Here is a 24,174-nt window from a genome sequence, read left to right on the forward strand (position 1 = left end):
CCTGCGCAAGATCGCCACCGCCGAGTACGATGCCCTGGGTGACATCTCGACCCTGGCCGACCCGGGCGTGGTGCAGCACCTGATCGATACCCACAAGGCGATGAGCCTGGCTTCGGCCTGATAGGCCTCGCGTGTGTAAAACCCCGCCCGGGCAACCGGCGGGGTTTTTTGCTTTACTGTTACCCGACAATCATCGGTAACTCTTCTGTCACCGATTTCGCACAGGATCGGGGCGCTCGGAAACAGATCCGAGCCGTTTCGGTGCGCTGGCGTGGGCATTTTCAGCAAGGTGGAACGCTACACTTGCCGTATTGCAAGGGTTTGCCAATAATAGGCCCGGTAATTGCTTGGCTTACAGGTTATTTCTCTCGAGCTCTTGCATGTTTTGCAAAAGCTGTCAACATCGCCCGCCGCGATTTCAAGCGCTTCTGTAAGTAGTTGTCGCTTTGAAGAAATATCGACTACCGGGCTGTCGTTAAAATGCCACTCACTCGCTCGTGGTCTGCGACCTTGGTCGAACCCTGCGCGGCTCGCGTTGTACCCATTCGCATATCGGGCAGCTGTTACCCCTGCCTCGTATTGCCCCGTACCGATGGAGTTACCTGATGAAGAAGCTCGCACTGCTTGGCGCCCTGGCGCTTTCCGTGTTTTCCCTGGTATCGCAGGCCGATGAAAAACCGTTGAAGATCGGCATCGAAGCCGCTTACCCACCGTTCGCCTTCAAGCAGCCGGACGGCAGCATCGCCGGTTTCGACTACGACATCGGCAACGCCCTGTGTGAAGAGATGAAGGCCAAGTGCACCTGGGTCGAGCAAGAGTTCGACGGCCTGATCCCGGCGCTGAAAGTGCGCAAGATCGACGCCATCCTGTCGTCCATGTCGATCACTGATGATCGCAAGAAGTCGGTCGACTTCACCAAGCGCTACTACTTGACCCCGGCCCGCCTGGTCATGAAGGACGGTACCACCGTCAGCGACAGCCTCGACGAGCTCAAAGGCAAGAAGATCGGCGTGCAGCGCGGCTCGATCCACGACCGCTTCGCCAAGGAAGTGCTGGCTCCTAAGGGCGCCACCGTCGTTCCATACGGCACCCAGAACGAAATTTACCTCGACGTTGCCGCCGGCCGCCTGGACGGTACCGTGGCCGACGCCACCCTGCTCGAAGACGGCTTCCTGAAAACCGACGCCGGCAAGGGCTTTGCCTTCGTCGGCCCATCGTTCACCGACGTGAAGTACTTTGGTGACGGCGTCGGCATCGCCGTGCGCAAGGGCGACGACGCCAACCGCGAGCGCATCAACAAGGCCATCGACGCCATCCGCGCCAACGGCAAGTACAAAGAAATCGAGAAGAAGTACTTCAACTTCGATATCTACGGTCCAGACTCGAACTAAGACGTCGGGTTTCACCTGTGCAATGGTGCAAACAGCAGAGGCTCTGAGGTTTGCACCATTTTTCATTCCCAAGCCCTGAGGAATCCCAATCATGTTGAAAGGCTATGGGGCAGTCATCCTCGACGGGGCGTGGCTGACGCTACAGCTCGCCCTGTCGTCGATGGCCCTGGCCATCGTCCTCGGCCTGATCGGCGTGGCGCTGCGTTTGTCGCCGGTGCGCTGGCTGGCCTGGCTGGGGGATCTGTATTCCACGGTGATTCGTGGCATCCCCGACCTGGTCCTGATCCTGCTGATCTTCTACGGCGGCCAGGACATCATCAACCGGGTGGCACCGCTGCTCGGCTATGACGATTACATCGACCTGAACCCGCTGGTGGCCGGTATCGGCACGCTGGGCTTCATTTTCGGTGCGTACCTGTCGGAAACCTTCCGTGGTGCGTTCCTCGGTATCCCCAAGGGCCAGGCCGAAGCCGGCGTGGCCTATGGCATGAGCGCGCGCCAGGTGTTCTTCCGCATCCAGGTGCCGCAGATGATCCGCCTGGCCATCCCGGGCTTCACCAACAACTGGCTGGTGTTGACCAAGGCCACGGCGCTGATTTCGGTGGTCGGTCTGCAGGACATGATGTTCAAGGCCAAGCAGGCGGCCGACGCCACCCGCGAGCCTTTCACCTTCTTCCTGGCCGTGGCCGCGCTGTACTTGGTGATCACCAGTATTTCACTGCTGGCGCTGAAGTATCTGGAGCGCCGCTACTCGGTAGGCGTCAAGGTGGCTGAACTATGATTTTCGACTACAACGTCGTCTGGGAGGCCATGCCGCTGTATCTTGGCGGCCTGCTGACCACCCTCAAGCTGCTGGCGCTGTCGCTGCTGTTTGGCCTGTTGGCGGCCATTCCGCTGGGCCTGATGCGCGTTTCCAAGCAGCCGCTGGTGAACATGGGCGCCTGGCTGTACACCTACATCATCCGCGGCACGCCGATGCTGGTGCAGCTGTTCCTGATCTACTACGGCCTGGCCCAGTTCGAGGCGGTGCGCGAGAGCATCTTCTGGCCGTGGCTGTCCAGCGCAACCTTCTGCGCCTGCCTGGCCTTCGCCATCAATACCAGCGCCTACACCGCGGAAATCATCGCCGGCAGCCTCAAGGCCACGCCCCATGGCGAGATCGAGGCGGCCAAGGCCATGGGCATGTCGCGCATGAAGATGTACCGCCGCATCCTGCTGCCATCGGCCCTGCGCCGGGCGCTGCCGCAGTACAGCAACGAAGTGATCATGATGCTGCAGACCACCAGCCTGGCGTCGATCGTCACCCTGATCGACATCACCGGTGCCGCACGCACGGTCAATGCCCAGTACTACCTGCCTTTTGAGGCCTACATCACGGCGGGCGTGTTCTACCTGTGCCTGACCTTCATCCTCGTGCGCCTGTTCAAGATGGCCGAACGCCGCTGGCTCGGCTACCTGGCGCCGCGCAAGCACTGAACGCTCTGTGAGAACCGACAGCATGTACAAACTCGAAGTCCAAGACCTGCACAAGCGCTACGGCAGCCATGAAGTGCTCAAGGGCGTGTCCCTGGCGGCCAAGGCAGGCGACGTGATCAGCATCATCGGCTCCAGCGGTTCGGGCAAGTCGACCTTCCTGCGCTGCATCAACCTGCTCGAGCAGCCCCACGCAGGCAAGATCCTGCTCAACAACGAAGAGCTCAAGCTGGTACCTGGCAAGGACGGCGCGCTCAAGGCCTCCGACCCGCGCCAGCTGCAGCGCATGCGCTCGCGCCTGTCGATGGTGTTCCAGCATTTCAACCTGTGGTCGCACATGACTGCACTGGAGAACATCATCGAAGCCCCGGTGCACGTGCTGGGGGTGAACAAGAAAGAAGCCCTGGAGAAGGCCGAGCACTACCTGGCCAAGGTTGGTGTGGCGCACCGCAAGGATGCTTTCCCGGGCCACATGTCCGGTGGTGAGCAGCAACGTGTGGCAATTGCCCGTGCCCTGGCCATGGAGCCAGAGGTCATGCTGTTCGACGAACCGACCTCGGCGCTCGACCCCGAGCTGGTGGGCGATGTGCTCAAGGTCATGCAGGCCCTGGCCCAGGAAGGCCGCACCATGGTGGTGGTGACGCACGAAATGGGCTTTGCCCGCGAAGTGTCGAACCAGCTGGTGTTCCTGCACAAAGGCCTGGTCGAAGAAACCGGTTGCCCGCGTGAAGTGCTGGCCAACCCGCAATCGGAGCGGCTCAAGCAGTTCCTTTCCGGCAGCTTGAAGTAAAACGCTGCACCTTTGCACCAGAATAGGGCATGCTGCGCAGCGAGCGCAGCCTGACCCGGCGCCACAGACTCGAACGAACCCAGGTTTCGGACCGTACCCTATGACCACCCAGCGAATCGGTTTTCTCATCTGGCCAAGCACCAAGCCTTTGACCCTGGCGCTGGCGGAGGAAGTGTTGCAGGTGGCCCAGCGGGTGCATCCGGAGGTGGTCTACGAGATCGCCTTCCTCCAGGCGGAACCTGCCGAGGAGGGCGCCTGGCGCCTGCCGGGCGAGCCGTGGAGCGGGCGCCTGGAAGGTTGCCACAAGCTGTTCCTGCTGGCTGACGATTTGCCCCAGGCGGTGGGCTCGGCGCTGTCGACGGCGCTCAAGCAGCTGGCGCGCAGTGGTTGCATGATCGGCGGCCTGTCCGCCGGGGTGTACCCGCTGGCCATGCTCGGTTTGCTCGATGGTTATCGCGCTGCGGTGCATTGGCGCTGGCAGGACGACTTTGCCGAGCGCTTCCCCAAGGTGATCGCCACCAGCCACTTGTTCGACTGGGACCGTGACCGCCTGACCGCCTGTGGTGGCATGGCCGTTACCGACCTGCTGCTGGCGGTGCTGGGTCGCGATCATGGGGCGGAGCTTGCCGGGGCAGTGTCCGAGGAACTGGTGGTCGAGCGTATTCGCGAGGGTGGCGAGCGTCAGCGTATTCCGCTGCAGAACCGCCTTGGCTCGAGCCATCCGAAGCTGACCCAGGCCGTGCTGTTGATGGAAGCGAACATCGAAGAGCCGCTGACCACCGACGAAATCGCCCAGCATGTCTGCGTGTCGCGCCGGCAGCTGGAGCGGATCTTCAAGCAGTACCTGAATCGTGTGCCGAGCCAGTACTACCTGGAGCTGCGCCTGAACAAGGCGCGGCAGATGCTGATGCAGACCAGCAAGTCGATCATCCAGATCGGGTTGTCCTGTGGATTCTCCTCGGGGCCGCATTTTTCCAGCGCCTATCGCAACTTCTTCGGCGCTACGCCGCGGGAAGATCGTAACCAGCGGCGCAGCAGCAGCCCGTTCGAATTGAGCTCGGCACCGGCTGAAAAAGGCTGAAATTTCTGTCGCCTGTACCGGCCCTTTCGCGGGTGAACCCGCTCCCACAGGGACCGCACAAGCTTCAAGCCCTGCACAGGTCCTGTGGGAGCGGGTTTACCCGCGAAAAGGCCGGAACAGGCTGCCCCTCTTCTTAATGTGCACACCCGTTCACCCAGCTCCCTCTCTCCCGTACACTGCGCGATTGCGACAGTGTTTGTCGCATTGCCGAAAGCCTTGGTAAAACTGGGTTTTGCGCTGTAACAAGTTGTCGCTTGGCCGCAAGGACAGGCGCGGATCAGTCCTTACAATCCCCCCATCGCTCGCCACTTCCAGGCCAGCGTTCCTCTTCAGGAGACTCAGATGTCCGTTGAGCAAGCCCCGGTGCAACGTGCCGATTTCGACCAGGTCATGGTTCCCAACTATTCTCCGGCGGCCTTCATTCCTGTGCGAGGCGAGGGTTCCCGCGTCTGGGACCAGTCGGGTCGCGAGCTCATCGACTTTGCCGGCGGCATCGCGGTGAACGCCCTGGGCCACTGCCATCCGGCACTGGTCAAGGCCCTGACCGAACAGGCCAACACCCTCTGGCACGTTTCCAACGTCTTCACCAACGAGCCGGCCCTGCGCCTGGCGCACAAGCTGGTCGACGCCACCTTTGCCGACCGTGCGTTCTTCTGCAACTCCGGCGCCGAGTCCAACGAGGCTGCCTTCAAGCTAGCCCGCCGCGTCGCCCACGATCGTTTCGGCCCTGAGAAGCACGAGATCATCGCGACCGTGAACAGCTTCCACGGCCGCACCCTGTTCACCGTCAGCGTCGGTGGCCAGCCAAAGTACTCCGACGGCTTCGGCCCGAAGATCACCGGCATCAGCCACGTGCCCTACAACGACCTGGAAGCGCTGAAGGCACAGATTTCGGACAAGACCTGCGCTGTGGTGATCGAGCCGATCCAAGGCGAGAGCGGTGTGGTGCCGGCCGACAAGGCCTACCTGGAAGGCGCGCGCAAGCTGTGCGACGAGCACAACGCCCTGCTGATCTTCGACGAAGTGCAGACCGGCGTCGGCCGCACTGGCTCGCTGTATGCCTACCAGCACTACGGCGTGACCCCGGACATCCTGACCAGCGCCAAGAGCCTGGGCGGCGGTTTCCCGATTGGCGCCATGCTGACCACCACCGACATCGCCAAGCACCTGGCCGTCGGCACTCACGGCACCACCTACGGCGGCAACCCGCTGGGCTGTGCCGTCGCCTGTGCAGTACTGGATGTGGTCAACACCCCGGAAACCCTGGCTGGCATCAAGGCCAAGCACGAGCGCTTCAAGTCCCGCCTGGAAAAGATCGGCCAGCAGTACGGCCTGTTCAGCCAGGTGCGTGGCGTCGGCCTGCTGATCGGCTGTGTGCTGACCGAAGCCTGGCAGGGCAAGGCCAAGGACGTGCTCAACGCCGCTGAAAAACAAAGCGTGATGGTGCTGCAGGCCGGCCCTGACGTGGTCCGCTTCGCCCCAAGCCTGGTGGTCGAAGATGCCGACATCGACGAAGGCCTGGACCGCTTCGAGCGCGCCGTGGCGCAACTGACCAAGGGCTGATCGGCCTGCGGTCCGTTCACCGTCCCGGGCGCTTCGCGGCGCCGGGGGGTGAACCCCGAATTCCAGTGCGGGTGCTGATGCGCCCGCCGTTTTTCCGTGCCGTCCTGAATGGCCCGTTTTCCCAAAGGAGTGACACCATGCTGGTGATGCGCCCCGCGCAAATGGCTGATCTGAACGAAGTGCAGCGCATGGCTGCCGACAGCCCCGTTGGTGTCACCTCGCTGCCGGACGATGCCGCCCGCCTGGGCGACAAGATTGCCGCCTCGGAAACTTCTTTCGCCGCTGAAGTGAGCTTCAACGGTGAAGAGAGCTACTTCTTCGTGCTCGAGGACAGCGACACCGGCCAGCTCGCCGGCTGCTCTGCCATCGTCGCCTCGGCCGGCTACTCCGAGCCGTTCTACAGTTTCCGCAACGAGACCTTCGTGCACGCTTCGCGCGAGCTGAGGATCCACAACAAGATCCATGTCCTTTCGCTGTGCCACGACCTCACCGGCAACAGCCTGCTGACCAGCTTCTATGTGCTGCCGGAACTGGTGAACAGCGGCTGGGCCGAACTCAACTCCCGTGGCCGCCTGCTGTTCATGGCCTCGCACCCGGAGCGCTTCGCCGATTCGGTGGTCACCGAAATCGTCGGCTACAGCGACGAGCAGGGCGAGTCGCCGTTCTGGGATGCCATCGGCCGTAACTTCTTCGACCTCAACTACGCCCACGCCGAGCGCCTGTGCGGCCTGAAGAGCCGCACCTTCCTCGCCGAGCTGATGCCGCATTACCCGATCTACGTGCCGCTGCTGCCCGATGAAGCGCAGGAAGCCATGGGCCAGGTCCACCCGCGGGCGCAGATCACCTTCGACATCCTCATGCGCGAAGGCTTCGAGACCGAGCACTACATCGACATCTTCGACGGTGGCCCGACCCTGCATGCGCGTGCCTCGGGCATTCGCTCGATTGCCCAGAGCCGCGTGGTGCCGGTCAAGGTGGACGACGCGCCGGTCAAGGGCGGGCGCCCATACCTGGTGTGCAACGGCCAGTTGCAGGACTACCGCGCGGTGCTGCTGGAGTTGGACTGGGTGCCGGGCAAGCCGGTCAGCCTGAGCAGCCAGGCGGCCGAGGCCCTGGGCGTCGGTGAAGGTGCCAGCGTGCGTCTGGTCGCCGCCTGAGCCACGGCACGCAAGCCGGAACAATGAGTTTCGCGGCAGGCACTGGCCACCGCACAAGGAGATAGCATGATCGTTCGTCCTGTACGCAGCAGCGATTTACCCGCGCTGATCGAATTGGCCCGCAGCACCGGCACCACCGGGCTGACCACCCTGCCGGCCAACGAGGAGCGCCTTGGCCACCGCGTCGGCTGGGCCGAAAAGAGCTTCCGTGGCGAAGCCGAGCGCGGCGACACCGATTACCTGTTCGTGCTGGAGAACGATGAAGGCCTGGTGGTCGGCATCAGCGCCATCGCCGGGGCCGTGGGCCTGCGTGAACCTTGGTACAACTACCGGGTCGGCCTCACCGTCAGCGCCTCCCAGGAGCTGAAGATCTACCGCGAAATCCCCACGCTGTTCCTGGCCAACGACCTGACCGGCAACTCCGAGCTGTGCTCGCTGTTCCTGCGCAGCGATTACCGTTCCGGGCTCAACGGTCGCCTGCTGTCGCGTGCACGCATGCTGTTCATTGCCGAGTTTCCAGAACTTTTCGGCAACAAGATCATCGCTGAAATGCGCGGCATGTCCGATGAGCAAGGCCGTTCGCCGTTCTGGGAAAGCCTGGGGCGGCACTTCTTCAAGATGGAGTTCAGCCAGGCCGACTACCTCACGGGCGTAGGCAACAAGTCGTTCATTGCCGAGCTGATGCCCAAGTTCCCGCTGTACACCTGCTTCCTGTCCGAGGCAGCGCGCGATGTCATTGGCCGCGTGCACACCGACACCGAGCCTGCGCTGGCGATGCTCAAGCAGGAAGGCTTCAGCTATCAGGGTTACGTCGACATCTTCGACGCAGGCCCCGCCATCGAATGCGAGACGTCGAAGATTCGCGCCGTGCGCGAGAGCGAGACCCTCGTGCTGGCCGTGGGCACGCCGGGCGATGACGCGACCCCTTACATCATCCACAACCGCAAGCGCGACGACTGCCGTATTACCGCAGCGCCTGCGCGTCTGGCTGCAGGCACCCTGGTGGTCGACCCACAGACCGCCAAGCGACTGCGCATGGGCGCCGGCGACAACGTACGCGCCGTGCCGCTGTCGGCAAGCCGGGAGGCCCAGTAAATGACCACGCATTACATCGCAGGCAACTGGCTGGCTGGCCAGGGCGAAGCCCTGCAGTCGCTCAATCCGGTGAGCCAGGCCGTTGTCTGGCAAGGGCAGGGCGCCGATGCCGGCCAGGTTGACGCCGCTGTCAAGGCGGCACGCCAGGCATTCCCGGCCTGGGCGCAGCTGAGCCTGGAGGCGCGTATTGACGTGCTAGAGAAGTTCGCCGAGCAACTGAAGCAGCATGCCGAGGCGCTGGCTCACTGCATCGGTGAGGAAACCGGCAAGCCGCTGTGGGAGTCGGCCACGGAAGTGACCAGCATGGTCAACAAAGTGGCGATCTCGGTGCAGAGCTACCGCGAGCGTACCGGCGAGAAGAGCGGCCCGCTGGCCGATGCCACGGCCGTGCTGCGGCACAAGCCCCATGGCGTGGTGGCGGTGTTCGGCCCTTACAACTTCCCCGGCCATTTGCCCAATGGCCATATCGTGCCTGCACTGCTGGCTGGCAACTGCGTGGTGTTCAAGCCCAGCGAGCTGACCCCCAAGGTTGCCGAGCTGACGGTCAACTGCTGGATCGCCGCCGGCCTGCCAGCTGGTGTGCTCAACCTGGTTCAGGGCGCCCGTGAAACCGGTGTGGCGCTGGCCGCCAATCCAGGTATCGACGGCCTGTTCTTTACCGGCTCCAGCCGCACCGGCAACCTGCTGCACCAACAGTTCGCCGGCCGCCCGGACAAGATCCTCGCCTTGGAAATGGGCGGCAACAACCCGCTGGTGGTGGATGAGGTCAAGGACCTCGACGCCGCGGTGTACACCATCATCCAGTCGGCATTCATTTCTGCCGGCCAGCGCTGCACCTGTGCCCGCCGTCTGCTGGTGCCACAGGGCGCCTGGGGCGATGCGCTGGTTGCGCGGCTGGTCGAGGTGTGCCGGAGCATTACCGTCGGTGCCTTCGACCAGCAGCCGGCGCCGTTCATGGGCTCGGTGATCTCGTTGCAGGCAGCGCAGGCACTGATCGCGGCCCAGGCCGAGCTGCTGGCCAAGGGTGCCGTGAAGCTGCTGGCCATGACCCAGCCCCAGGCCGACGCCGCGCTGCTGACACCCGGCATTCTCGATGTCACTGCCGTGGCCGATCGCCCGGACGAAGAGTTCTTCGGCCCGCTGCTGCAGGTGATCCGCTACGCCGACTTCGATGCCGCCATCGACGAGGCCAACAACACCCAGTACGGCCTGGCCGCCGGCCTGTTGTCCGATTCCCGTGCGCGCTACCAGTACTTCTGGCTGCGCAGTCGCGCCGGTATCGTCAACTGGAACAAGCAGCTGACCGGCGCCGCCAGCAGCGCGCCTTTCGGTGGCGTGGGCGCCAGTGGCAACCACCGCGCCAGCGCCTACTATGCAGCCGATTACTGCGCGTACCCCGTGGCTTCGCTGGAGACCGCCAGCCTTGCCTTGCCGGCGACCCTGACGCCGGGCGTCACCCTATAACAACAGGTCACGGAGCCTAGCCGATGAAATCCTATGAAGTGAATTTTGATGGCCTGGTGGGGCCTACCCACAACTACGGCGGCCTGTCCTACGGTAACGTGGCTTCGCAGAGCAACAGCCAGCAAGGGTCCAACCCGCGGGAAGCGGCGCGCCAGGGCCTGGCCAAGATGAAGGCGCTGGCCGACATGGGCTTCAAGCAGGGCGTACTGGCACCGCAGGAGCGCCCGGACGTGGCCGCCCTGCGCCGCCTGGGCTTCAGCGGCAGTGATGCCGAAGTGATCCAGCGTGCCGCCAAGGAGGCCATGCCACTGCTGGTCGCCAGCTGCTCGGCCTCGAGCATGTGGGTGGCCAACGCCGCCACCGTCAGCCCGAGCGCCGACACCGCCGATGGCCGCGTGCACTTCACCGCCGCCAACCTCAACTGCAAGTACCACCGCAGCATCGAGCACCCGACCACCAGCCGCGTGCTGGCGGCGATGTTCAACAACGAGAAACACTTTGCCCACCACGAAGCCCTGCCAGCCGTGGCACAGTTCGGTGACGAGGGCGCGGCCAACCATACGCGCTTCTGCCGCGAGTACGGCGAGGCCGGGGTGGAGTTTTTCGTCTATGGCCGCAGTGCCTTCGACAGCCGCTACCCCGCACCGCAGAAGTACCCGGCGCGGCAGACCCTGGAGGCCTCCCAGGCCGTGGCCAGGCTGCACGGCCTGAGCGATGACGGTGTAGTCTACGCTCAACAGAATCCGGCAGTGATTGACCAGGGTGTGTTCCACAACGACGTGATTTCGGTCGGCAACGGTGAAGTGCTGTTCTACCACGAGGACGCATTCCTCGAGACCGACGCGGTGCTTGGCCAACTGCAGGCTAAACTGGCCAGCAAGGGTGGTAACTTCCAGGCCATCCGTGTGCCACGTGTGGCGGTGACGGTAGAGGATGCAGTGCGCTCCTACCTGTTCAACAGCCAGCTGCTCAGCCGTGACGATGGCTCGATGCTGCTGGTGGTCCCGGAAGAGTGCCGCAACAACGAGCGGGTCTGGGCTTATCTGAGCCAGTTGACCGCCCAGGGCGGCGCGGTGAAGGAGGTCAAGGTATTCGACCTCAAGCAGAGCATGCAGAACGGCGGTGGCCCGGCTTGCCTGCGTTTGCGCGTGGCATTGAAGGAATCGGAACTGGCGGCGGTCAATCCAGGCGTTATCATGACCGTCCCGCTGTACGACACTCTGGTGCAGTGGGTCGACAAGCATTACCGCGATCGCCTTGGCGAAGCTGACCTTGCCGACCCGCAGCTGCTGCTGGAGTGCCGTACCGCACTGGATGAATTGACCCAGATCCTGAAGTTGGGCTCGGTGTACCCGTTCCAACGCCAACCTTGAAGAGAGAATTTGCAATGACCGACGCCCTGCGCCTGATCCTCGAAGATGTAGACGGCACCCAGCTGGAAACCTCCTGCACCCGTTTTGCCATCGTCTGGCAAGGCAAGGAAGTGTGGGTTCAGCAGGACGGCCGTGGCCAGCTGCTGATCGGCGTGGATGTCGAGGAAGGCGATGCTGAATACGCCAACCTGCTGCTGCGCCCGATGGCCACCAACCTGGTCAGCCTGCAGCTGGAAATGGAACCGGCGGAAGTCGGCGAAGATGACGATCACGTCCATGGCCCCGACTGCGGCCACCACCACTAAGGAAGCGCCTATGCTCGCCCTTGGCAAATTGCTCGAGCTGACCCTGACCGATCACGAGCCGGCCGAGAAGACTCAAGTGACACCCAAGGGCGTGCGGTTGCGCTGGCTGGGGGAAGGTGCACTGGAAGTGCGTCCGCCCGAAGGCGAGGATTGTGGGCTGGACCTACTGCTCTCTGCCGGTATCCACGGCAATGAGACGGCACCGATCGAACTGCTCGAACGGCTGCTGCATGGCGTGGCCAACGGCAAGATCAAGCCGCGTGCGCGGATTCTGTTCCTGTTCGGCAACCCGGTCGCCATCCGCAAGGGTGAGCGCTTCGTCGAGCAGGACATCAACCGGTTGTTCAACGGTCGTCACGAGCTGTCCAGTGGCTTCGAGGCATTGCGTGCGGCTGAGCTCGAGCAGTTCGCCCGGGTGTTCTTCAGCAAGCCTGAGCGCACCCGTCTGCATTACGACCTGCACACTGCGATCCGTGGTTCGAAGATCGAGCAGTTCGCCCTGTACCCCTATAAAGAGGGGCGCAAGCATTCCCGTCGCGAGCTGGCCCGCCTGGCTGCTGCCGGCATGGAGGCGGTGCTGCTGCAGAGCAAATCGTCGATCACCTTCAGTGCCTTCACCTACGAACAGCTGGATGCCGAGGCATTCACCCTGGAGCTGGGCAAGGCGCGACCGTTCGGGCAGAACGAGCAGGTCAACCTCGACAAGCTCGAAGAGCGCCTGATCCACATCATCGAGGATACCGAGCCCGAGATCGACGGCTCGCTGGATGGCCTAAAGCTGTTCAGTGTCGCCCGCGAGATCATCAAGCACAGCGACAGCTTCCACCTGCACCTGCCGGCGGACATCGAGAACTTTTCCGAGCTGAGCAAGGGTTACCTGCTGGCCGAGGACCTGGCCGAGATGCGCTGGGTGGTCGAGGAGGAGGGCGCGCGGATCATCTTCCCCAACCCCAGGGTCAAGAATGGCCTCAGGGCGGGGATATTGATCGTGCCTGACTCGGGCCAGCTTCTGGGCTGAGGGGCATGAGGGCCAAAGTTATGGCAGGTTGCGTGGCTCCAGGCGCAGCGCCTGGCGTAAGCCGTTTTCGGTGAAGGCGGGCGGGTTGGTATTGTCGACTGTAGGATTACCGAACTTGAAGCGGCGATTGGTTGCTAGCCCGATGCTCTGCAACAGCAGGTTATCCACCGCATAGTTGCCTTTATCGCCATGAATCTGCGTCTGCCCCGGAAATACAGTTCCCGACATTGAGTTCCAGCCTTGGCACAGGCAGCGATACAGGTCCAATAGTGGCAGTTGTGCTGCTGTCGACCATGCTGGGTTGTACACCAGATCGCCACCACTGCGTCCCCAGCCGCTCAAATCTTCATTGCGGATGAAGTGGCCGTCATCTTCATCATCTTCGTAGTCGCTTGCTGTGTAGGACGTATATTGATGCCTGGCGCCTTCAGTGATGGTGATCGGGTGACCGGTACGTGCGACTTCCTTGTCCAGGGCTGCCAGCAGAAGCTGACCGCAAGGCAGTTTGCGCAATAGCTGCAGCGCATCCTCTGTTGCTTGCCGAAAACCGTCGTCGCCACGTACACGTACACCAAGGTTGCCTAGCGCCTGATATTCCTGCGGTACAGGGGCCAGCAATTGCTCGTCGTTGTCGGCATTGCGATAAAGGTTGAGCCTGGAAAGTTCCTGGCCAAGCAAGCGATGCCCGTTGACGTTGACAAAGGCTTGGCCCTTATCGACAAGTACCGGGCCGATACCTGCGTCAATGCGCTGCGTGCCCCTGTGGAAGTCAACGTGGACAATGCCCGCACCGGTCTGGATCTGGTTATCGCCCCCCAGCATGTCGATCAGCACGGTCTTTTCTACGGTTGGAGCGATGGTGATGTGGTTGTGACCGTCGATAGCGCGAATGGCAACCGCTGGCGCACTGTGGGGCGCGACCATGAATGTTGCGTTATTGATGGTGACTTCCAGCAGGCAGTCGCGCGCGGCGATATGCACACGATTGCCGGGCTGCGGTGTGTTGTCTCGCTTGCGGGGCGGCAGGTTGAAAACCAGCAGTTCGCTGGTTTGTGCCAGGCGCCGGTAGCCTCGCCCCAAGGGGAATGTGCTTTCGAAGGTGATGCGCACATTTTCGTCGGCCTGGATGTACTTCACCTCGTTTTGCTGCTGTGGGTATAGCTCGTTGTTATTGAACGCGGTTTGTGCATAACCTGGCTTGCGTGCATCGATATAGTAGATCGGGCTTGGATTGGCGTGAGTGCCCGAATACGGCAGCGGGTGCGGGTCTGAATGGAGTTTGGACAGGTCTGGGTCGCTCATGATGCGCTCCTGGATCGAAGATGAGGCTGCAGCATGCTGAAGCGGCGCATTTTCAGGTGTTGCATATCTACCGTCAGTGCTGTTGACCGAGCGTCATCGATAGCCTTGGTCTGTGGATGAAAGGCTTTTCATCCATTGATTGCTGTTCTGGTGTACAAACACACTGTATCTCCCGTTCAGGCTGGCTATAATGGCGCCCTTTGCCGTCGTTTCGTCGATCCGACGTATTAGCCCAAACGGCCGCCGTTTCCGTGGAAGAACCTATGAAAAGCGCAGAAATCCGTGAAGCCTTCCTTCGCTTCTTCGAAGAGCAGGGCCATACCCGAGTCGCCTCCAGTTCGCTGATCCCGAACAACGACCCGACCCTGCTGTTCACCAACGCTGGCATGAACCAGTTCAAGGACTGCTTCCTCGGTGCCGAGAAGCGTGCCTACACCCGCGCTGTCAGCAGCCAGAAGTGCGTGCGTGCCGGTGGCAAGCACAACGACCTGGAAAACGTCGGCTACACCGCGCGTCACCACACCTTCTTCGAAATGCTGGGCAACTTCAGCTTCGGTGACTATTTCAAGCGCGACGCGATCACCTTCGCCTGGACCTTCCTGACCTCGGACAAGTGGCTGAACCTGCCCAAGGAAAAGCTCTGGGTCACCGTCTACGCTTCTGACGACGAAGCCTACGACATCTGGACCAAGGAAGTCGGCGTGCCGGCCGAGCGCATGGTGCGCATCGGCGACAACAAAGGCGCCCCGTACGCCTCCGACAACTTCTGGACCATGGGCGACACCGGCCCTTGCGGCCCGTGCACCGAGATCTTCTACGACCACGGCGCCGACATCTGGGGCGGCCCACCCGGTTCGCCGGAAGAAGACGGCGACCGCTACATCGAGATCTGGAACAACGTCTTCATGCAGTTCAATCGCACCGCCGACGGCGTGCTGCACCCGCTGCCAGCGCCGTCGGTGGACACCGGCATGGGCCTGGAGCGCATCAGTGCGGTCATGCAGCACGTGCACTCGAACTACGAGATCGACCTGTTCCAGAACCTGCTGTCCGCCGCGGCCAAGGCCATCGGTTGCAGCAACGACGGCCAGGCTTCGCTGAAAGTGGTGGCCGACCACATCCGTTCCTGCGGCTTCCTGATTGCCGACGGCGTATTGCCGTCCAACGAAGGCCGTGGCTATGTGCTGCGTCGCATCATTCGCCGCGCTTGCCGTCACGGCAACAAGCTGGGCGCCAAGGGCAGCTTCTTCTACCAGATCGTCGCCGCCCTGGCCGCCGAGATGGGCGAGGCCTTCCCAGAGCTGCAGAGCCAGCAGGCGCACATCGAGCGCGTGCTCAAGGCTGAAGAGGAGCAGTTCGCCAAGACCCTGGAGCAGGGTCTGCGCATCCTCGAGCAGGACCTGGCCCAGCTCGAGGGCGATGTGGTCCCGGGCGACGTGGTGTTCAAGCTGTACGACACCTATGGCTTCCCGATGGACCTGACCGCCGACATCGCCCGCGAGCGCGAGCTGACCATCGACGAAGCCGGCTTCGAGCGCGAGATGGAAGCCCAGCGCGAGCGTGCGCGCTCCGCCAGCAGCTTCGGCATGGACTACAACAGCCTGGTCAAGGTCGACAGCGCCACCGAGTTCCTCGGTTATGACGCCACCGAAGGCCAGGGCAAGATCATCGCCCTGTACAAGGACGGCCAGGCCGTCGACCAGCTGGGCGAAGGCGAGCAGGGCGTCGTGGTCCTCGACCGCACCCCGTTCTACGCTGAATCCGGTGGCCAGGTCGGCGACAGCGGCTTCCTGCAGGCCGGCGCCGCACGCTTCGACGTGCGCGACACCACCAAGACCGGTGGTGCCTTCCTGCACCACGGCGTGGTAGCCAGCGGAGCGCTGGTCATCGGTTCGCCGGTCGAGGCCAAGGTCGATGCCGAGGTGCAGCACGCCACCTCGCTTAACCACTCGGCCACTCACCTGCTGCACGAAGCGCTGCGCCAGGTACTGGGCGAGCACGTGCAACAGAAGGGCTCGCTGGTCGACAGCCAGCGCCTGCGTTTCGACTTCAGCCACTTCGAAGCGGTGAAGCCGGAACAGATCAAGGCTCTGGAAGACATCGTCAACCGTGAAGTACGCAAGAACACCCCGGTTGAAACCGAGCTGACCGATATCGAAACCGCCAAGGCCAAGGGTGCCATGGCCCTGTTCGGCGAGAAGTACGGTGATACCGTGCGCGTGCTGAGCATGGGCGGGGATTTCTCTGTCGAGCTGTGCGGCGGTATCCACGCCAAGCGCACCGGCGATATCAGCCTGTTCAAGATCATCAGCGAAGGCGGCGTGGCCTCGGGCGTACGCCGTATCGAAGCGGTGACCGGCGCCGCTGCACTGGCCTACCTGAACGCTGCCGAAGAGCAGGTCAAGGAAGCCGCGCAGCTGGTCAAGGGCAACCGTGACAACCTGATCGACAAGCTGTCGGCTGTGCTCGAGCGCAACCGCCAGCTGGAAAAGCAGCTCGAGCAGCTGCAGGCCAAGGCCGCCAGCGCCGCCGGGGACGATCTCTCCAATGCGGCCGTTGAGGTCAAGGGTGCCAAGGTGCTTGCCGCCCGCCTGGATGGGCAGGATGGCAAGGCACTGCTGGCGCTGGTCGATCAGCTGAAGAACAAGCTCGGCCACGCAGTGATCCTGCTGGGCAGCGAGCATGAGGGCAAGGTCGTGTTGGTGGCCGGCGTGACCAAAGACCTCTCCAGCCAACTCAAGGCTGGTGACCTGATGAAACAAGCCGCTGCGGCAGTGGGTGGCAAGGGCGGTGGCCGTCCGGACATGGCTCAGGGTGGTGGCGTCGACGTCGCTGCACTGGACCAGGCCCTGGCGCTGGCCGTGCCGTTCGCAGAGCAGGGACTTTGAGATGAAGGGGCGGGTGGTCTAGTCATCCGCCCCTTCATGTTGGATGGTTTTTTTGAGGCCCGGTACGGGCTGAGGCACCATTGAAATGGCGTTGATCGTACAGAAATTTGGCGGCACCTCTGTCGGTTCCATCGAGCGGATCGAGCAGGTAGCCGAAAAGGTCAAGAAACACCGTGAAGCGGGCGACGACCTGGTGGTTGTGCTGTCGGCCATGAGCGGTGAAACCAATCGCCTGATCGATCTGGCAAAGCAGATCACCGATCAGCCGGTTCCGCGTGAACTGGATGTGATCGTGTCGACCGGTGAGCAGGTCACCATCGCCCTGCTGACCATGGCCTTGATCAAGCGTGGTGTGCCAGCGGTATCCTACACCGGCAACCAGGTACGCATCCTCACCGACAGCGCGCACAACAAGGCGCGCATCCTGCAGATCGACGATCAGAAGATCCGTGCCGACCTCAAGGAAGGTCGCGTGGTCGTGGTGGCCGGTTTCCAGGGCGTCGACGAGCACGGCAGCATCACCACCCTCGGCCGTGGTGGCTCCGACACCACCGGCGTGGCCCTGGCGGCTGCGCTGAAGGCTGACGAGTGCCAGATCTACACCGACGTCGATGGCGTCTACACCACCGACCCACGTGTCGTGCCACAGGCCCGTCGCCTGGAGAAGATCACCTTCGAAGAGATGCTGGAAATGGCCAGCCTCGGTTCCAAGGTGCTGCAGATCCGTTCGGTGGAGTTCGCCGGCAAGTACAACGTTCCGCTGCGCGTGCTGCACAGCTTCAAGGAGGGTCCAGGTACCCTCATTACCATTGATGAAGAGGAATCCATGGAACAGCCGATCATTTCCGGTATCGCCTTCAACCGTGATGAGGCCAAGCTGACCATTCGTGGCGTACCGGACACCCCGGGCGTTGCCTTCAAGATCCTCGGCCCGATCAGCGCTTCGAACATCGAAGTGGACATGATCGTGCAGAACGTTTCGCACGATAACACCACCGACTTCACCTTCACCGTACACCGCAACGAGTACGAGAAGGCCTACAGCGTGCTGGAAAACACCGCACGTGAAATCGGTGCCCGTGAAGTGATCGGCGACACCAAGATCGCCAAGGTGTCGATCGTCGGCGTCGGCATGCGCTCCCACGCGGGCGTTGCCAGCCGCATGTTCGAAGCCCTGGCCAAAGAGAGCATCAATATCCAGATGATCTCCACCTCCGAAATCAAGGTCTCGGTGGTCATTGAAGAGAAGTACCTGGAGTTGGCCGTACGCGCGCTGCACACCGCGTTCGAACTCGACGCTCCTGCCCGACAGGGCGAGTAACGCGTTGCCCGGAGGGCGCGGCTTGGCCGCGCCCTTCGCGTTTCTGGTCGCCACGCAGGCCCTGTCCTGCCGGCGGGGCGATCATCCAGGCTGTGTGTCGTCGTCCACGACTGGCCTGACATCCCAAGACTGAAATCCCTGAATGTTTTGCGTAAGGAGAAAGCTATGTTGATTCTGACTCGTCGGTGCGCCGAGAGCCTGATCATTGGAGACGGCGAGATCACCGTGACGGTGCTCGGCGTCAAAGGCAACCAGGTGCGTATTGGTGTCAGCGCCCCTAAAGAAGTGGCTGTTCACCGCGAGGAAATCTACCTGCGGATCAAGAAGGAGAAGGATGAAGAGCCAAGCCTTTAATTTTTTTGAAGTTTTTTTCAAAAAAAGGGTTGCAAAGGTGAAAGAGGTTCTTTAATATTCGCCTCGTGTTGCGGTGAGGTGGCCGAGTGGCCGAAGGCGCTCCCCTGCTAAGGGAGTATACCTCATAAGGGTATCGGGGGTTCGAATCCCCCCTTCACCGCCATTATTTGCGTAGGGCGCTGTAACCGGTAGGAACGCTAAGTCGTTGAAGTTAAACGAAAAAGTTCTTGCAAAAATGTTTCAGCGAACTATCATGCGCGGCAAGACTGGACTCATAGCTCAGCTGGATAGAGTACTCGGCTACGAACCGAGCGGTCGCAGGTTCGAATCCTGCTGAGTCCACCACTTTTGAAGTGGCTTTGTTTGCAAGGCTGCTTCAAATCAACCAGTGGTAACCTGGTCTAAAAATACCAATCGCGGACTCATAGCTCAGCTGGATAGAGTACTCGGCTACGAACCGAGCGGTCGCAGGTTCGAATCCTGCTGAGTCCGCCACTTTTTGAAGTGGCTCTGCTTGCAAAGTCGCTTCACCCGCCAGCGGTATCTGGTTTGAAACTGCCAACCACGGACTCATAGCTCAGCTGGATAGAGTACTCGGCTACGAACCGAGCGGTCGCAGGTTCGAATCCTGCTGAGTCCACCACTTTTGAAGTGGCTCTGCTTGCAAAGACGCTTCAACCACCAGTGGTAATCTGGTCTAAAACTACCACCACGGACTCATAGCTCAGCTGGATAGAGTACTCGGCTACGAACCGAGCGGTCGCAGGTTCGAATCCTGCTGAGTCCACCATACAATCAAGAAGCCCGCTCAATTGAGCGGGCTTTTTGTTTTCTATTTCACTGCTTTGTCAGTGATGCCTGACTAGACTGCACAGTAATCCGCCCGACAGACTTTTGCGCGGCGGATGTGTTTTTTATTGCCCGCCCGCCGTCGCACTGATGGCTTCGAGCGTTGTCCCAGCTTTATCGCGCAAACGATTGTTCTGGCCAAAATTTTAAGCGATCTGACAGCTTAGGCAGTGTATGATTGCGCCCGTCAGCCCCGCCGGGGCTTGTGGAAAACCACCATGGACTTACCCAGTAGTTACTCCTTAACAAGTTTCATACAGCTAGATCTGACTGATTGATTCTCCCGGCGTGCTCCGCTGCTGGGAGTGGAGTTCGCCTATGACTGAAGTAGAAGTAAAAAAAGCGCAAGAAAGCCTGCAGGATCGCCTGGCCCAGGTGGTCGAACTGTTGCAGCGCCAACGTGTGGTAGAAGACCTGACCCACCGTCAGGAAGGTCAGCACAATGACCTGGTGGAAAACCTTGTCCACCGCCAGAACCTGGTCGACCTGCAACGCAAGCTGGACGACCTGCACCCTGCCGACGTCGCCTACATCCTCGAAGCCTTGCCCCTGCAAGACCGCCTGACGGTCTGGCAGCTGGTGCGCTCGGATCGTGACGGCGACATCCTCCTCGAAGTTTCCGACTCTGTTCGTCAATCGCTGATCGCCGACATGGACGATCACGAGATCCTGGCTGCCGCCAAGGAAATGGATGCTGACGAACTGGCCGACCTGGCGCCAGAGCTTCCACGCGATGTCGTGCACGAGCTGATGGAAAGCCTCGATGCCCAGCAGCGCGAGCGTGTGCGCTCGGCGCTGAGCTACGACGAGGAGCAGGTCGGTGCGCTGATGGACTTCGAGATGGTCACCATCCGCGAAGACGTCAGCCTGGAAGTGGTACTGCGTTACCTGCGCCGCCTGAAAGAGCTGCCCAACCATACCGACAAGTTGTTCGTGGTCGACTATGAAGGCATTCTCAAGGGCGTGCTGCCTATCAAGCGCCTGCTGGTCAACGACCCGGAGAAGAAGGTAGCGGAGGTCATGGCGACCGACCCGGTATCGTTCCAGCCCGAGGAAGATGCCTACGATGCAGCGCAAGCCTTCGAGCGTTATGACTTGGTATCGGCGCCGGTAGTCGACAAGGCCGAGCGCCTGATTGGCCGTCTGACCATTGACGAGATGGTCGACCTGATCCGTGAGGAGAGCGAGAGCGAAGTGCTCAACATGGCGGGTCTGCGCGAGGAGGAAGACATCTTCGCCTCGGTCTGGCGCTCGTTCCGCAACCGTTGGGCATGGCTGGCAATCAACCTCATTACCGCCTTCGTTGCTTCGCGCGTGATCGGCCTGTTCGAGGGTTCGATTGAAAAACTGGTAGCGTTGGCTGCGCTGATGCCGATCGTTGCCGGTATTGGTGGCAACTCAGGTAACCAGACCATCACCATGATCGTCCGCGCCATGGCGCTGGACCAGGTATCGCCGGGCAATACCAGTCGCTTGATGCGCAAGGAATTGGCAGTGTCGCTGATCAACGGCCTTGTGTGGGGCGGGGTGATTGGTGCGGTGGCGTTCTGGCTGTATGGCAGCTGGTCATTGGGCGTGGTAATGACCGCGGCGATGACCTTGAACCTGTTGTTGGCGGCGTTGATGGGTGTGCTGATTCCAATGACCCTGGCCCGCCTGGGGCGTGACCCGGCGATGGGTGCCAGCGTGATGATCACGGCTGTTACCGACAGTGGTGGCTTCTTCATCTTCCTGGGCCTGGCCACACTGTTCCTGCTCTGAGACGGATCCTGTAGGAGCGGCCTTGTGTCGCGAAAGGGGCGCGTAGCGCCCCCAACTATCTCGATGTGCTCAAGATCCTGGGGCCGCTACGCGCCCCTTTCGCGACACAAGGCCGCTCCTACAGTGGCCGCGTCGCTTGTAAGGCACAACGAAAAAAGCCAGCTTACGCTGGCTTTTTCGTGTCTGCTTGCTGCCGGCCTCAGGAGGCGTCGGCGGCCATTTCCACATCGTGAGCGATGAGGGCCACCAGCGCATTCTGCTGACGGTGCGACAGCTGGCGGAAACGTTGCAGGAGCTCGCGCTCATGCAACGACAGCTCCGGGCTGTCCAGGCGCATGCTCAGCTCGTCGCCCAGCGCACCTTCCTGGATAAGGCTCTGCTCCAGGCGCGCGATGATCTCGGAGTTCATGCTGCGGTGATGGTTGCGCGCTACCTCGGCAATGCGCTCACGCATCCCGTCTGGCAGGCGGACGACGAACTTGTCAGCGGTGCGGCTCGAATAAATAGCCTGTTTCATTGGGCGCATATAAATTGACCGGATTTACTGGTTCAGGGGAAGCGGTTCTCAAATTGGCCGCACGGGGTGGAAGTACGACCGTGGCGACGACAAAATGTTCAACCGTCATGAAAATTTGGATGGTCATCTTGCCTCATGGTCGCCGATTCCTTGGCGTCAATTCTGTGACAAATAGTGAGCCGGATAAAGGCTTTTTGCCAGTACCAATTATCAGAAATGAGCACTGGTTTGAAAAGTTTTGCATTATCCAGCCCGCCGCACCGTCAGCCTTTTGCCGTCAAAAACCTGTAAAACGCAGCAAAGGCCCCAGAAAACACCTAGAATGCGCGGGTTTCCTTCCCTAGAGCATAGTGGCTATGCAACATGACGCAAGCGCCCAAGATGGAGCCTCAGGCCGCCTGATATTCCTGGTAGGACCCTCAGGTTCGGGAAAAGATTCCCTGATCGATGCTTCTCGCGCGCAGTTGTCTGCCGCCGGGGTGGAAATCGCCCGTCGCGTGATCACGCGTTCCGCCGAGGCCAAGGGGGAGGCCGCCCATGGCGTAAGCGCGGAGCGGTTCGCGCAGATGCGCGAGGAGGGCGCGTTCGCCATGCACTGGCGAGCCAATGGCCTGGAGTACGGGATTCCGGCCCAGGTGGATCAGTGGCTGGCGCAAGGGCACTCGGTGCTGGTTAATGGTTCGCGGGCTTATCTGCCTGAAGCACAGGCGCGCTACCCAGATCTCTTGGCGGTGTGCCTGGAAGTGCAACCCGAGGTGCTGCGTCAACGCTTGCTCGCCCGCGGGCGGGAAACCCCGGAGCAAGTCGACCAGCGCTTGGCGCGCAATTCCCGGTTGCAGTTGGAGGCCGCACCGTCGGTCCACCACCTCGACAATTCAGGTGAGCTGGCAACGGCAGTTGCGGCCTTGCTCGATCTGCTGCGTCAGGAAAAGCTGATTGCCTGAGCGGCTCTCAGAAAACTCCTACGTGCAAAAAGCCCGATTCAGGCATGACAAACGGTGGCGCGCTGGTTAACATGCTCGCCGTCCCGCTGTTGCTGCATTCAGGCAGCACACATGGCTGGCGGGTTTCAGTCCCTGTAGTTTAATGGATAGAACGGGGTCCTCCTAAGACTCTGGTGCAGGTTCGATTCCTGCCGGGGACGCCATCCACGCTAAATCCCTCCCTCTGCCCCTCGTTTCCTTTGCACAAGGCCGACGTGCGCTGCGCGCGCCCGGACCGGAGCTTGCCGTCATTTCATCGAGGGTCGAAGGATGCTTGCCGCCACCTGCTTCAAGGCCAGCCAGGCGCTGCCTGTTGCCAATCAATTGCTGCTTTATCCGCTGCGGCCAACTGCCGTAAGGGGGAGATCATGAGCGCCATACTGGAACTGCTGGCCCGGCCCCTGCTGCCAGGCCAGCGCAGCCTGCCCTTGCTGGTCGAGGCGCCCCACGCCGGCCTGGACCTCAACGAGGCGCTGGAGCCGATCCGCGCGCTGGTCGAGCGCCACTTGCTCGACGTCGGCGGCATCCTTTTTCGCGGCTTTGATGTGGGCGGCGCCGAGGCCTTCCGCAGCTTCGCCGGCGGCTTTGGCCACCCGCTGCTCAATTACGAGTTCGGCTCTACTCCACGCAGCAACGTTACCCAAGGCGTGTACACCTCCACCGAGTACCCGCCGCACCAGAAGATCCCGCTGCACAACGAACAGGCCTACACCCGTGAATGGCCGATGAAGATCTGGTTCTACAGCATGATCGCCGCCGAGAGTGGAGGGGAGACGCCAATCGCCGACAGCCGCGAGGTGTTCCGCCGGATCGACCCGGGCATCCACGAACGCTTCAACCGCCATGGGCTGATGTACGTGCGCAATTTCGGCAATGGCCTGGATGTGCCCTGGGAGCAGGTGTTCAACAGTGACGACCCGGCAGTGGTGGAAGCCTACTGTGAGCGCCATGCGATCACCTGCGACTGGAAGGACGATGGCGAGTTGCGCACCCGCCAGGTCTGCCAGGCCGTGGCCCGCCACCCGCGAACCGGCGAGGATGTATGGTTCAACCAGGCCCACCTGTTCCATGTTTCCAATCTGCCGCCCGAGGTGCGCGAGAGCCTGCTGGAGGTCGTCGACGAGGAAGACCTGCCACGCAACGTCTACTACGGCGACGGTTCGCCCATCGAAGACTCGATCCTCGACGAGGTGCGCGGTGTTCTGGATGAATGCACCATCGCCTTCCCGTGGCAGGAAGGTGATGTGCTGATGCTCGACAACATGCTCGCCGCCCACGCCCGCAGCACCTTCACCGGCAAGCGCAAGGTGATCGTGGCCATGGCCGAAGGGCACGGCGCGGCCTGAGACTTGCGGCGGTACAGCGATCGCCGGCATGCCTTCGGACACGCCGGCGGGTTTTGCACGTGACACCTAAATGCGAGCCGTAATCATTCGTTCAACAGGTATCGCGGAGCCCAGGGCGGCTCCCATCACCGGTTCGGACGACC

The 24,174-nt window shown here is 61.8% G+C and carries 22 protein-coding genes and 6 tRNA genes; 25 read left to right on the forward strand and 3 right to left on the reverse strand.

The features are described 5' to 3' along the window. The 13 genes from ACLEJU_RS23430 to astE form a co-directional block, all read left to right on the forward strand. A partial coding sequence (locus ACLEJU_RS23430; protein WP_440776753.1) for a hypothetical protein occupies window positions 1–121 on the forward strand: 121 nt, incomplete at its 5' end. 484 nt (window positions 122–605) lie between these two features. Continuing rightward, window positions 606–1,391, forward strand: coding sequence for an ABC transporter substrate-binding protein (locus tag ACLEJU_RS23435; protein ID WP_103446424.1), 786 nt, complete (start codon window positions 606–608; stop codon window positions 1,389–1,391). Window positions 1,392–1,482: 91 nt separating this feature from the next. After that, window positions 1,483–2,172, forward strand: a complete 690-nt coding sequence (locus ACLEJU_RS23440) for an ABC transporter permease (protein WP_027921088.1) — start codon at window positions 1,483–1,485, stop codon at window positions 2,170–2,172. Then, window positions 2,169–2,867, forward strand: a complete 699-nt coding sequence (locus ACLEJU_RS23445; RefSeq protein WP_435425240.1) for an ABC transporter permease — start codon at window positions 2,169–2,171, stop codon at window positions 2,865–2,867. The genes ACLEJU_RS23440 and ACLEJU_RS23445 overlap by 4 nt, the downstream gene beginning before the upstream one ends. A gap of 22 nt (window positions 2,868–2,889) precedes the next feature. Then, window positions 2,890–3,654, forward strand: coding sequence for an ABC transporter ATP-binding protein (locus ACLEJU_RS23450; RefSeq protein WP_176509051.1), 765 nt, complete (start codon window positions 2,890–2,892; stop codon window positions 3,652–3,654). Window positions 3,655–3,754: 100 nt separating this feature from the next. After that, entirely contained in the window at window positions 3,755–4,735 is a 981-nt protein-coding gene (argR, locus tag ACLEJU_RS23455; protein WP_435425239.1) for a transcriptional regulator ArgR, read from the forward strand. 342 nt (window positions 4,736–5,077) lie between these two features. Continuing rightward, on the forward strand, window positions 5,078–6,298 hold the full coding sequence (locus tag ACLEJU_RS23460; RefSeq protein WP_435425238.1) for an aspartate aminotransferase family protein: 1,221 nt from the start codon (window positions 5,078–5,080) through the stop codon (window positions 6,296–6,298). Between the two features lie 137 nt (window positions 6,299–6,435). Further along, on the forward strand, window positions 6,436–7,455 hold the full coding sequence (aruF, locus tag ACLEJU_RS23465; RefSeq protein WP_435425237.1) for an arginine/ornithine succinyltransferase subunit alpha: 1,020 nt from the start codon (window positions 6,436–6,438) through the stop codon (window positions 7,453–7,455). Between the two features lie 66 nt (window positions 7,456–7,521). After that, entirely contained in the window at window positions 7,522–8,550 is a 1,029-nt protein-coding gene (gene astA, locus ACLEJU_RS23470; RefSeq protein WP_435425236.1) for an arginine N-succinyltransferase, read from the forward strand. Beyond that, window positions 8,551–10,014 carry a succinylglutamate-semialdehyde dehydrogenase gene (astD, locus tag ACLEJU_RS23475; RefSeq protein ID WP_435425235.1) on the forward strand — a complete coding sequence of 488 codons (1,464 nt, stop codon included), beginning with the start codon at window positions 8,551–8,553 and terminating at the stop codon, window positions 10,012–10,014. Between the two features lie 23 nt (window positions 10,015–10,037). Beyond that, window positions 10,038–11,387: an N-succinylarginine dihydrolase gene (gene astB, locus ACLEJU_RS23480; protein ID WP_435425234.1), complete on the forward strand. Its 1,350-nt coding sequence runs from the start codon at window positions 10,038–10,040 to the stop codon at window positions 11,385–11,387. 14 nt (window positions 11,388–11,401) lie between these two features. After that, window positions 11,402–11,692, forward strand: coding sequence for a hypothetical protein (locus ACLEJU_RS23485; RefSeq protein WP_027921097.1), 291 nt, complete (start codon window positions 11,402–11,404; stop codon window positions 11,690–11,692). Between the two features lie 10 nt (window positions 11,693–11,702). Continuing rightward, window positions 11,703–12,710, forward strand: a complete 1,008-nt coding sequence (gene astE, locus ACLEJU_RS23490) for a succinylglutamate desuccinylase (RefSeq protein ID WP_435425233.1) — start codon at window positions 11,703–11,705, stop codon at window positions 12,708–12,710. An 18-nt stretch (window positions 12,711–12,728) separates the two neighbouring features. Here the strand turns inward: astE and ACLEJU_RS23495 are convergent, their stop codons facing one another. Beyond that, complete coding sequence (locus ACLEJU_RS23495; protein WP_435425232.1) at window positions 12,729–14,012, reverse strand: M91 family zinc metallopeptidase; 1,284 nt, start codon at window positions 14,010–14,012, stop codon at window positions 12,729–12,731. Between the two features lie 263 nt (window positions 14,013–14,275). Between ACLEJU_RS23495 and alaS the strand changes: the two genes are divergently transcribed. The 9 genes from alaS to mgtE all read left to right on the forward strand — a co-directional run bounded on the left by alaS (window position 14,276) and on the right by mgtE (window position 21,185). Continuing rightward, entirely contained in the window at window positions 14,276–16,900 is a 2,625-nt protein-coding gene (alaS, locus tag ACLEJU_RS23500; protein ID WP_435425231.1) for an alanine--tRNA ligase, read from the forward strand. Between the two features lie 85 nt (window positions 16,901–16,985). After that, window positions 16,986–18,221 carry an aspartate kinase gene (locus ACLEJU_RS23505; protein ID WP_027921100.1) on the forward strand — a complete coding sequence of 412 codons (1,236 nt, stop codon included), beginning with the start codon at window positions 16,986–16,988 and terminating at the stop codon, window positions 18,219–18,221. 165 nt (window positions 18,222–18,386) lie between these two features. After that, on the forward strand, window positions 18,387–18,575 hold the full coding sequence (csrA, locus tag ACLEJU_RS23510; RefSeq protein ID WP_003254503.1) for a carbon storage regulator CsrA: 189 nt from the start codon (window positions 18,387–18,389) through the stop codon (window positions 18,573–18,575). A gap of 72 nt (window positions 18,576–18,647) precedes the next feature. Then, window positions 18,648–18,738 (forward strand) — tRNA-Ser (locus tag ACLEJU_RS23515). A 105-nt stretch (window positions 18,739–18,843) separates the two neighbouring features. Further along, window positions 18,844–18,920, forward strand: a tRNA-Arg gene (locus tag ACLEJU_RS23520). Window positions 18,921–18,993: 73 nt separating this feature from the next. Then, window positions 18,994–19,070: transfer RNA gene (locus ACLEJU_RS23525), tRNA-Arg, on the forward strand. 71 nt (window positions 19,071–19,141) lie between these two features. Then, window positions 19,142–19,218: transfer RNA gene (locus ACLEJU_RS23530), tRNA-Arg, on the forward strand. Window positions 19,219–19,288: 70 nt separating this feature from the next. Beyond that, a tRNA-Arg gene (locus ACLEJU_RS23535) sits at window positions 19,289–19,365 on the forward strand. 377 nt (window positions 19,366–19,742) lie between these two features. Beyond that, window positions 19,743–21,185, forward strand: coding sequence for a magnesium transporter (gene mgtE, locus ACLEJU_RS23540; RefSeq protein WP_103446435.1), 1,443 nt, complete (start codon window positions 19,743–19,745; stop codon window positions 21,183–21,185). 199 nt (window positions 21,186–21,384) lie between these two features. Here the strand turns inward: mgtE and ACLEJU_RS23545 are convergent, their stop codons facing one another. Together ACLEJU_RS23545 and ACLEJU_RS23550 are read right to left on the reverse strand one after the other, a co-directional pair. Then, on the reverse strand, window positions 21,385–21,711 hold the full coding sequence (locus ACLEJU_RS23545; RefSeq protein ID WP_003254499.1) for an Arc family DNA-binding protein: 327 nt from the start codon (window positions 21,709–21,711) through the stop codon (window positions 21,385–21,387). Further along, window positions 21,668–21,829, reverse strand: a complete 162-nt coding sequence (locus tag ACLEJU_RS23550; RefSeq protein ID WP_163985918.1) for a hypothetical protein — start codon at window positions 21,827–21,829, stop codon at window positions 21,668–21,670. The genes ACLEJU_RS23545 and ACLEJU_RS23550 overlap by 44 nt, the downstream gene beginning before the upstream one ends. A 229-nt stretch (window positions 21,830–22,058) precedes the next feature. On the opposite strand from ACLEJU_RS23550, the gene phnN reads away from it, so the two are divergent. The 3 genes from phnN to ACLEJU_RS23565 all read left to right on the forward strand — a co-directional run bounded on the left by phnN (window position 22,059) and on the right by ACLEJU_RS23565 (window position 24,031). Continuing rightward, entirely contained in the window at window positions 22,059–22,646 is a 588-nt protein-coding gene (phnN, locus tag ACLEJU_RS23555; protein ID WP_435424158.1) for a phosphonate metabolism protein/1,5-bisphosphokinase (PRPP-forming) PhnN, read from the forward strand. 128 nt (window positions 22,647–22,774) lie between these two features. Then, window positions 22,775–22,849: transfer RNA gene (locus ACLEJU_RS23560), tRNA-Arg, on the forward strand. 204 nt (window positions 22,850–23,053) lie between these two features. Next, a complete protein-coding gene (locus ACLEJU_RS23565) occupies window positions 23,054–24,031 on the forward strand; it encodes a TauD/TfdA family dioxygenase (protein ID WP_435424157.1) in 978 nt (325 codons plus the stop codon). Window positions 24,032–24,174: the final 143 nt, after the last annotated feature.

Source organism: Pseudomonas sp. SMN11 (assembly GCF_052041945.1).
In the GTDB taxonomy this organism is placed as follows: Bacteria; Pseudomonadota; Gammaproteobacteria; order Pseudomonadales; family Pseudomonadaceae; genus Aquipseudomonas.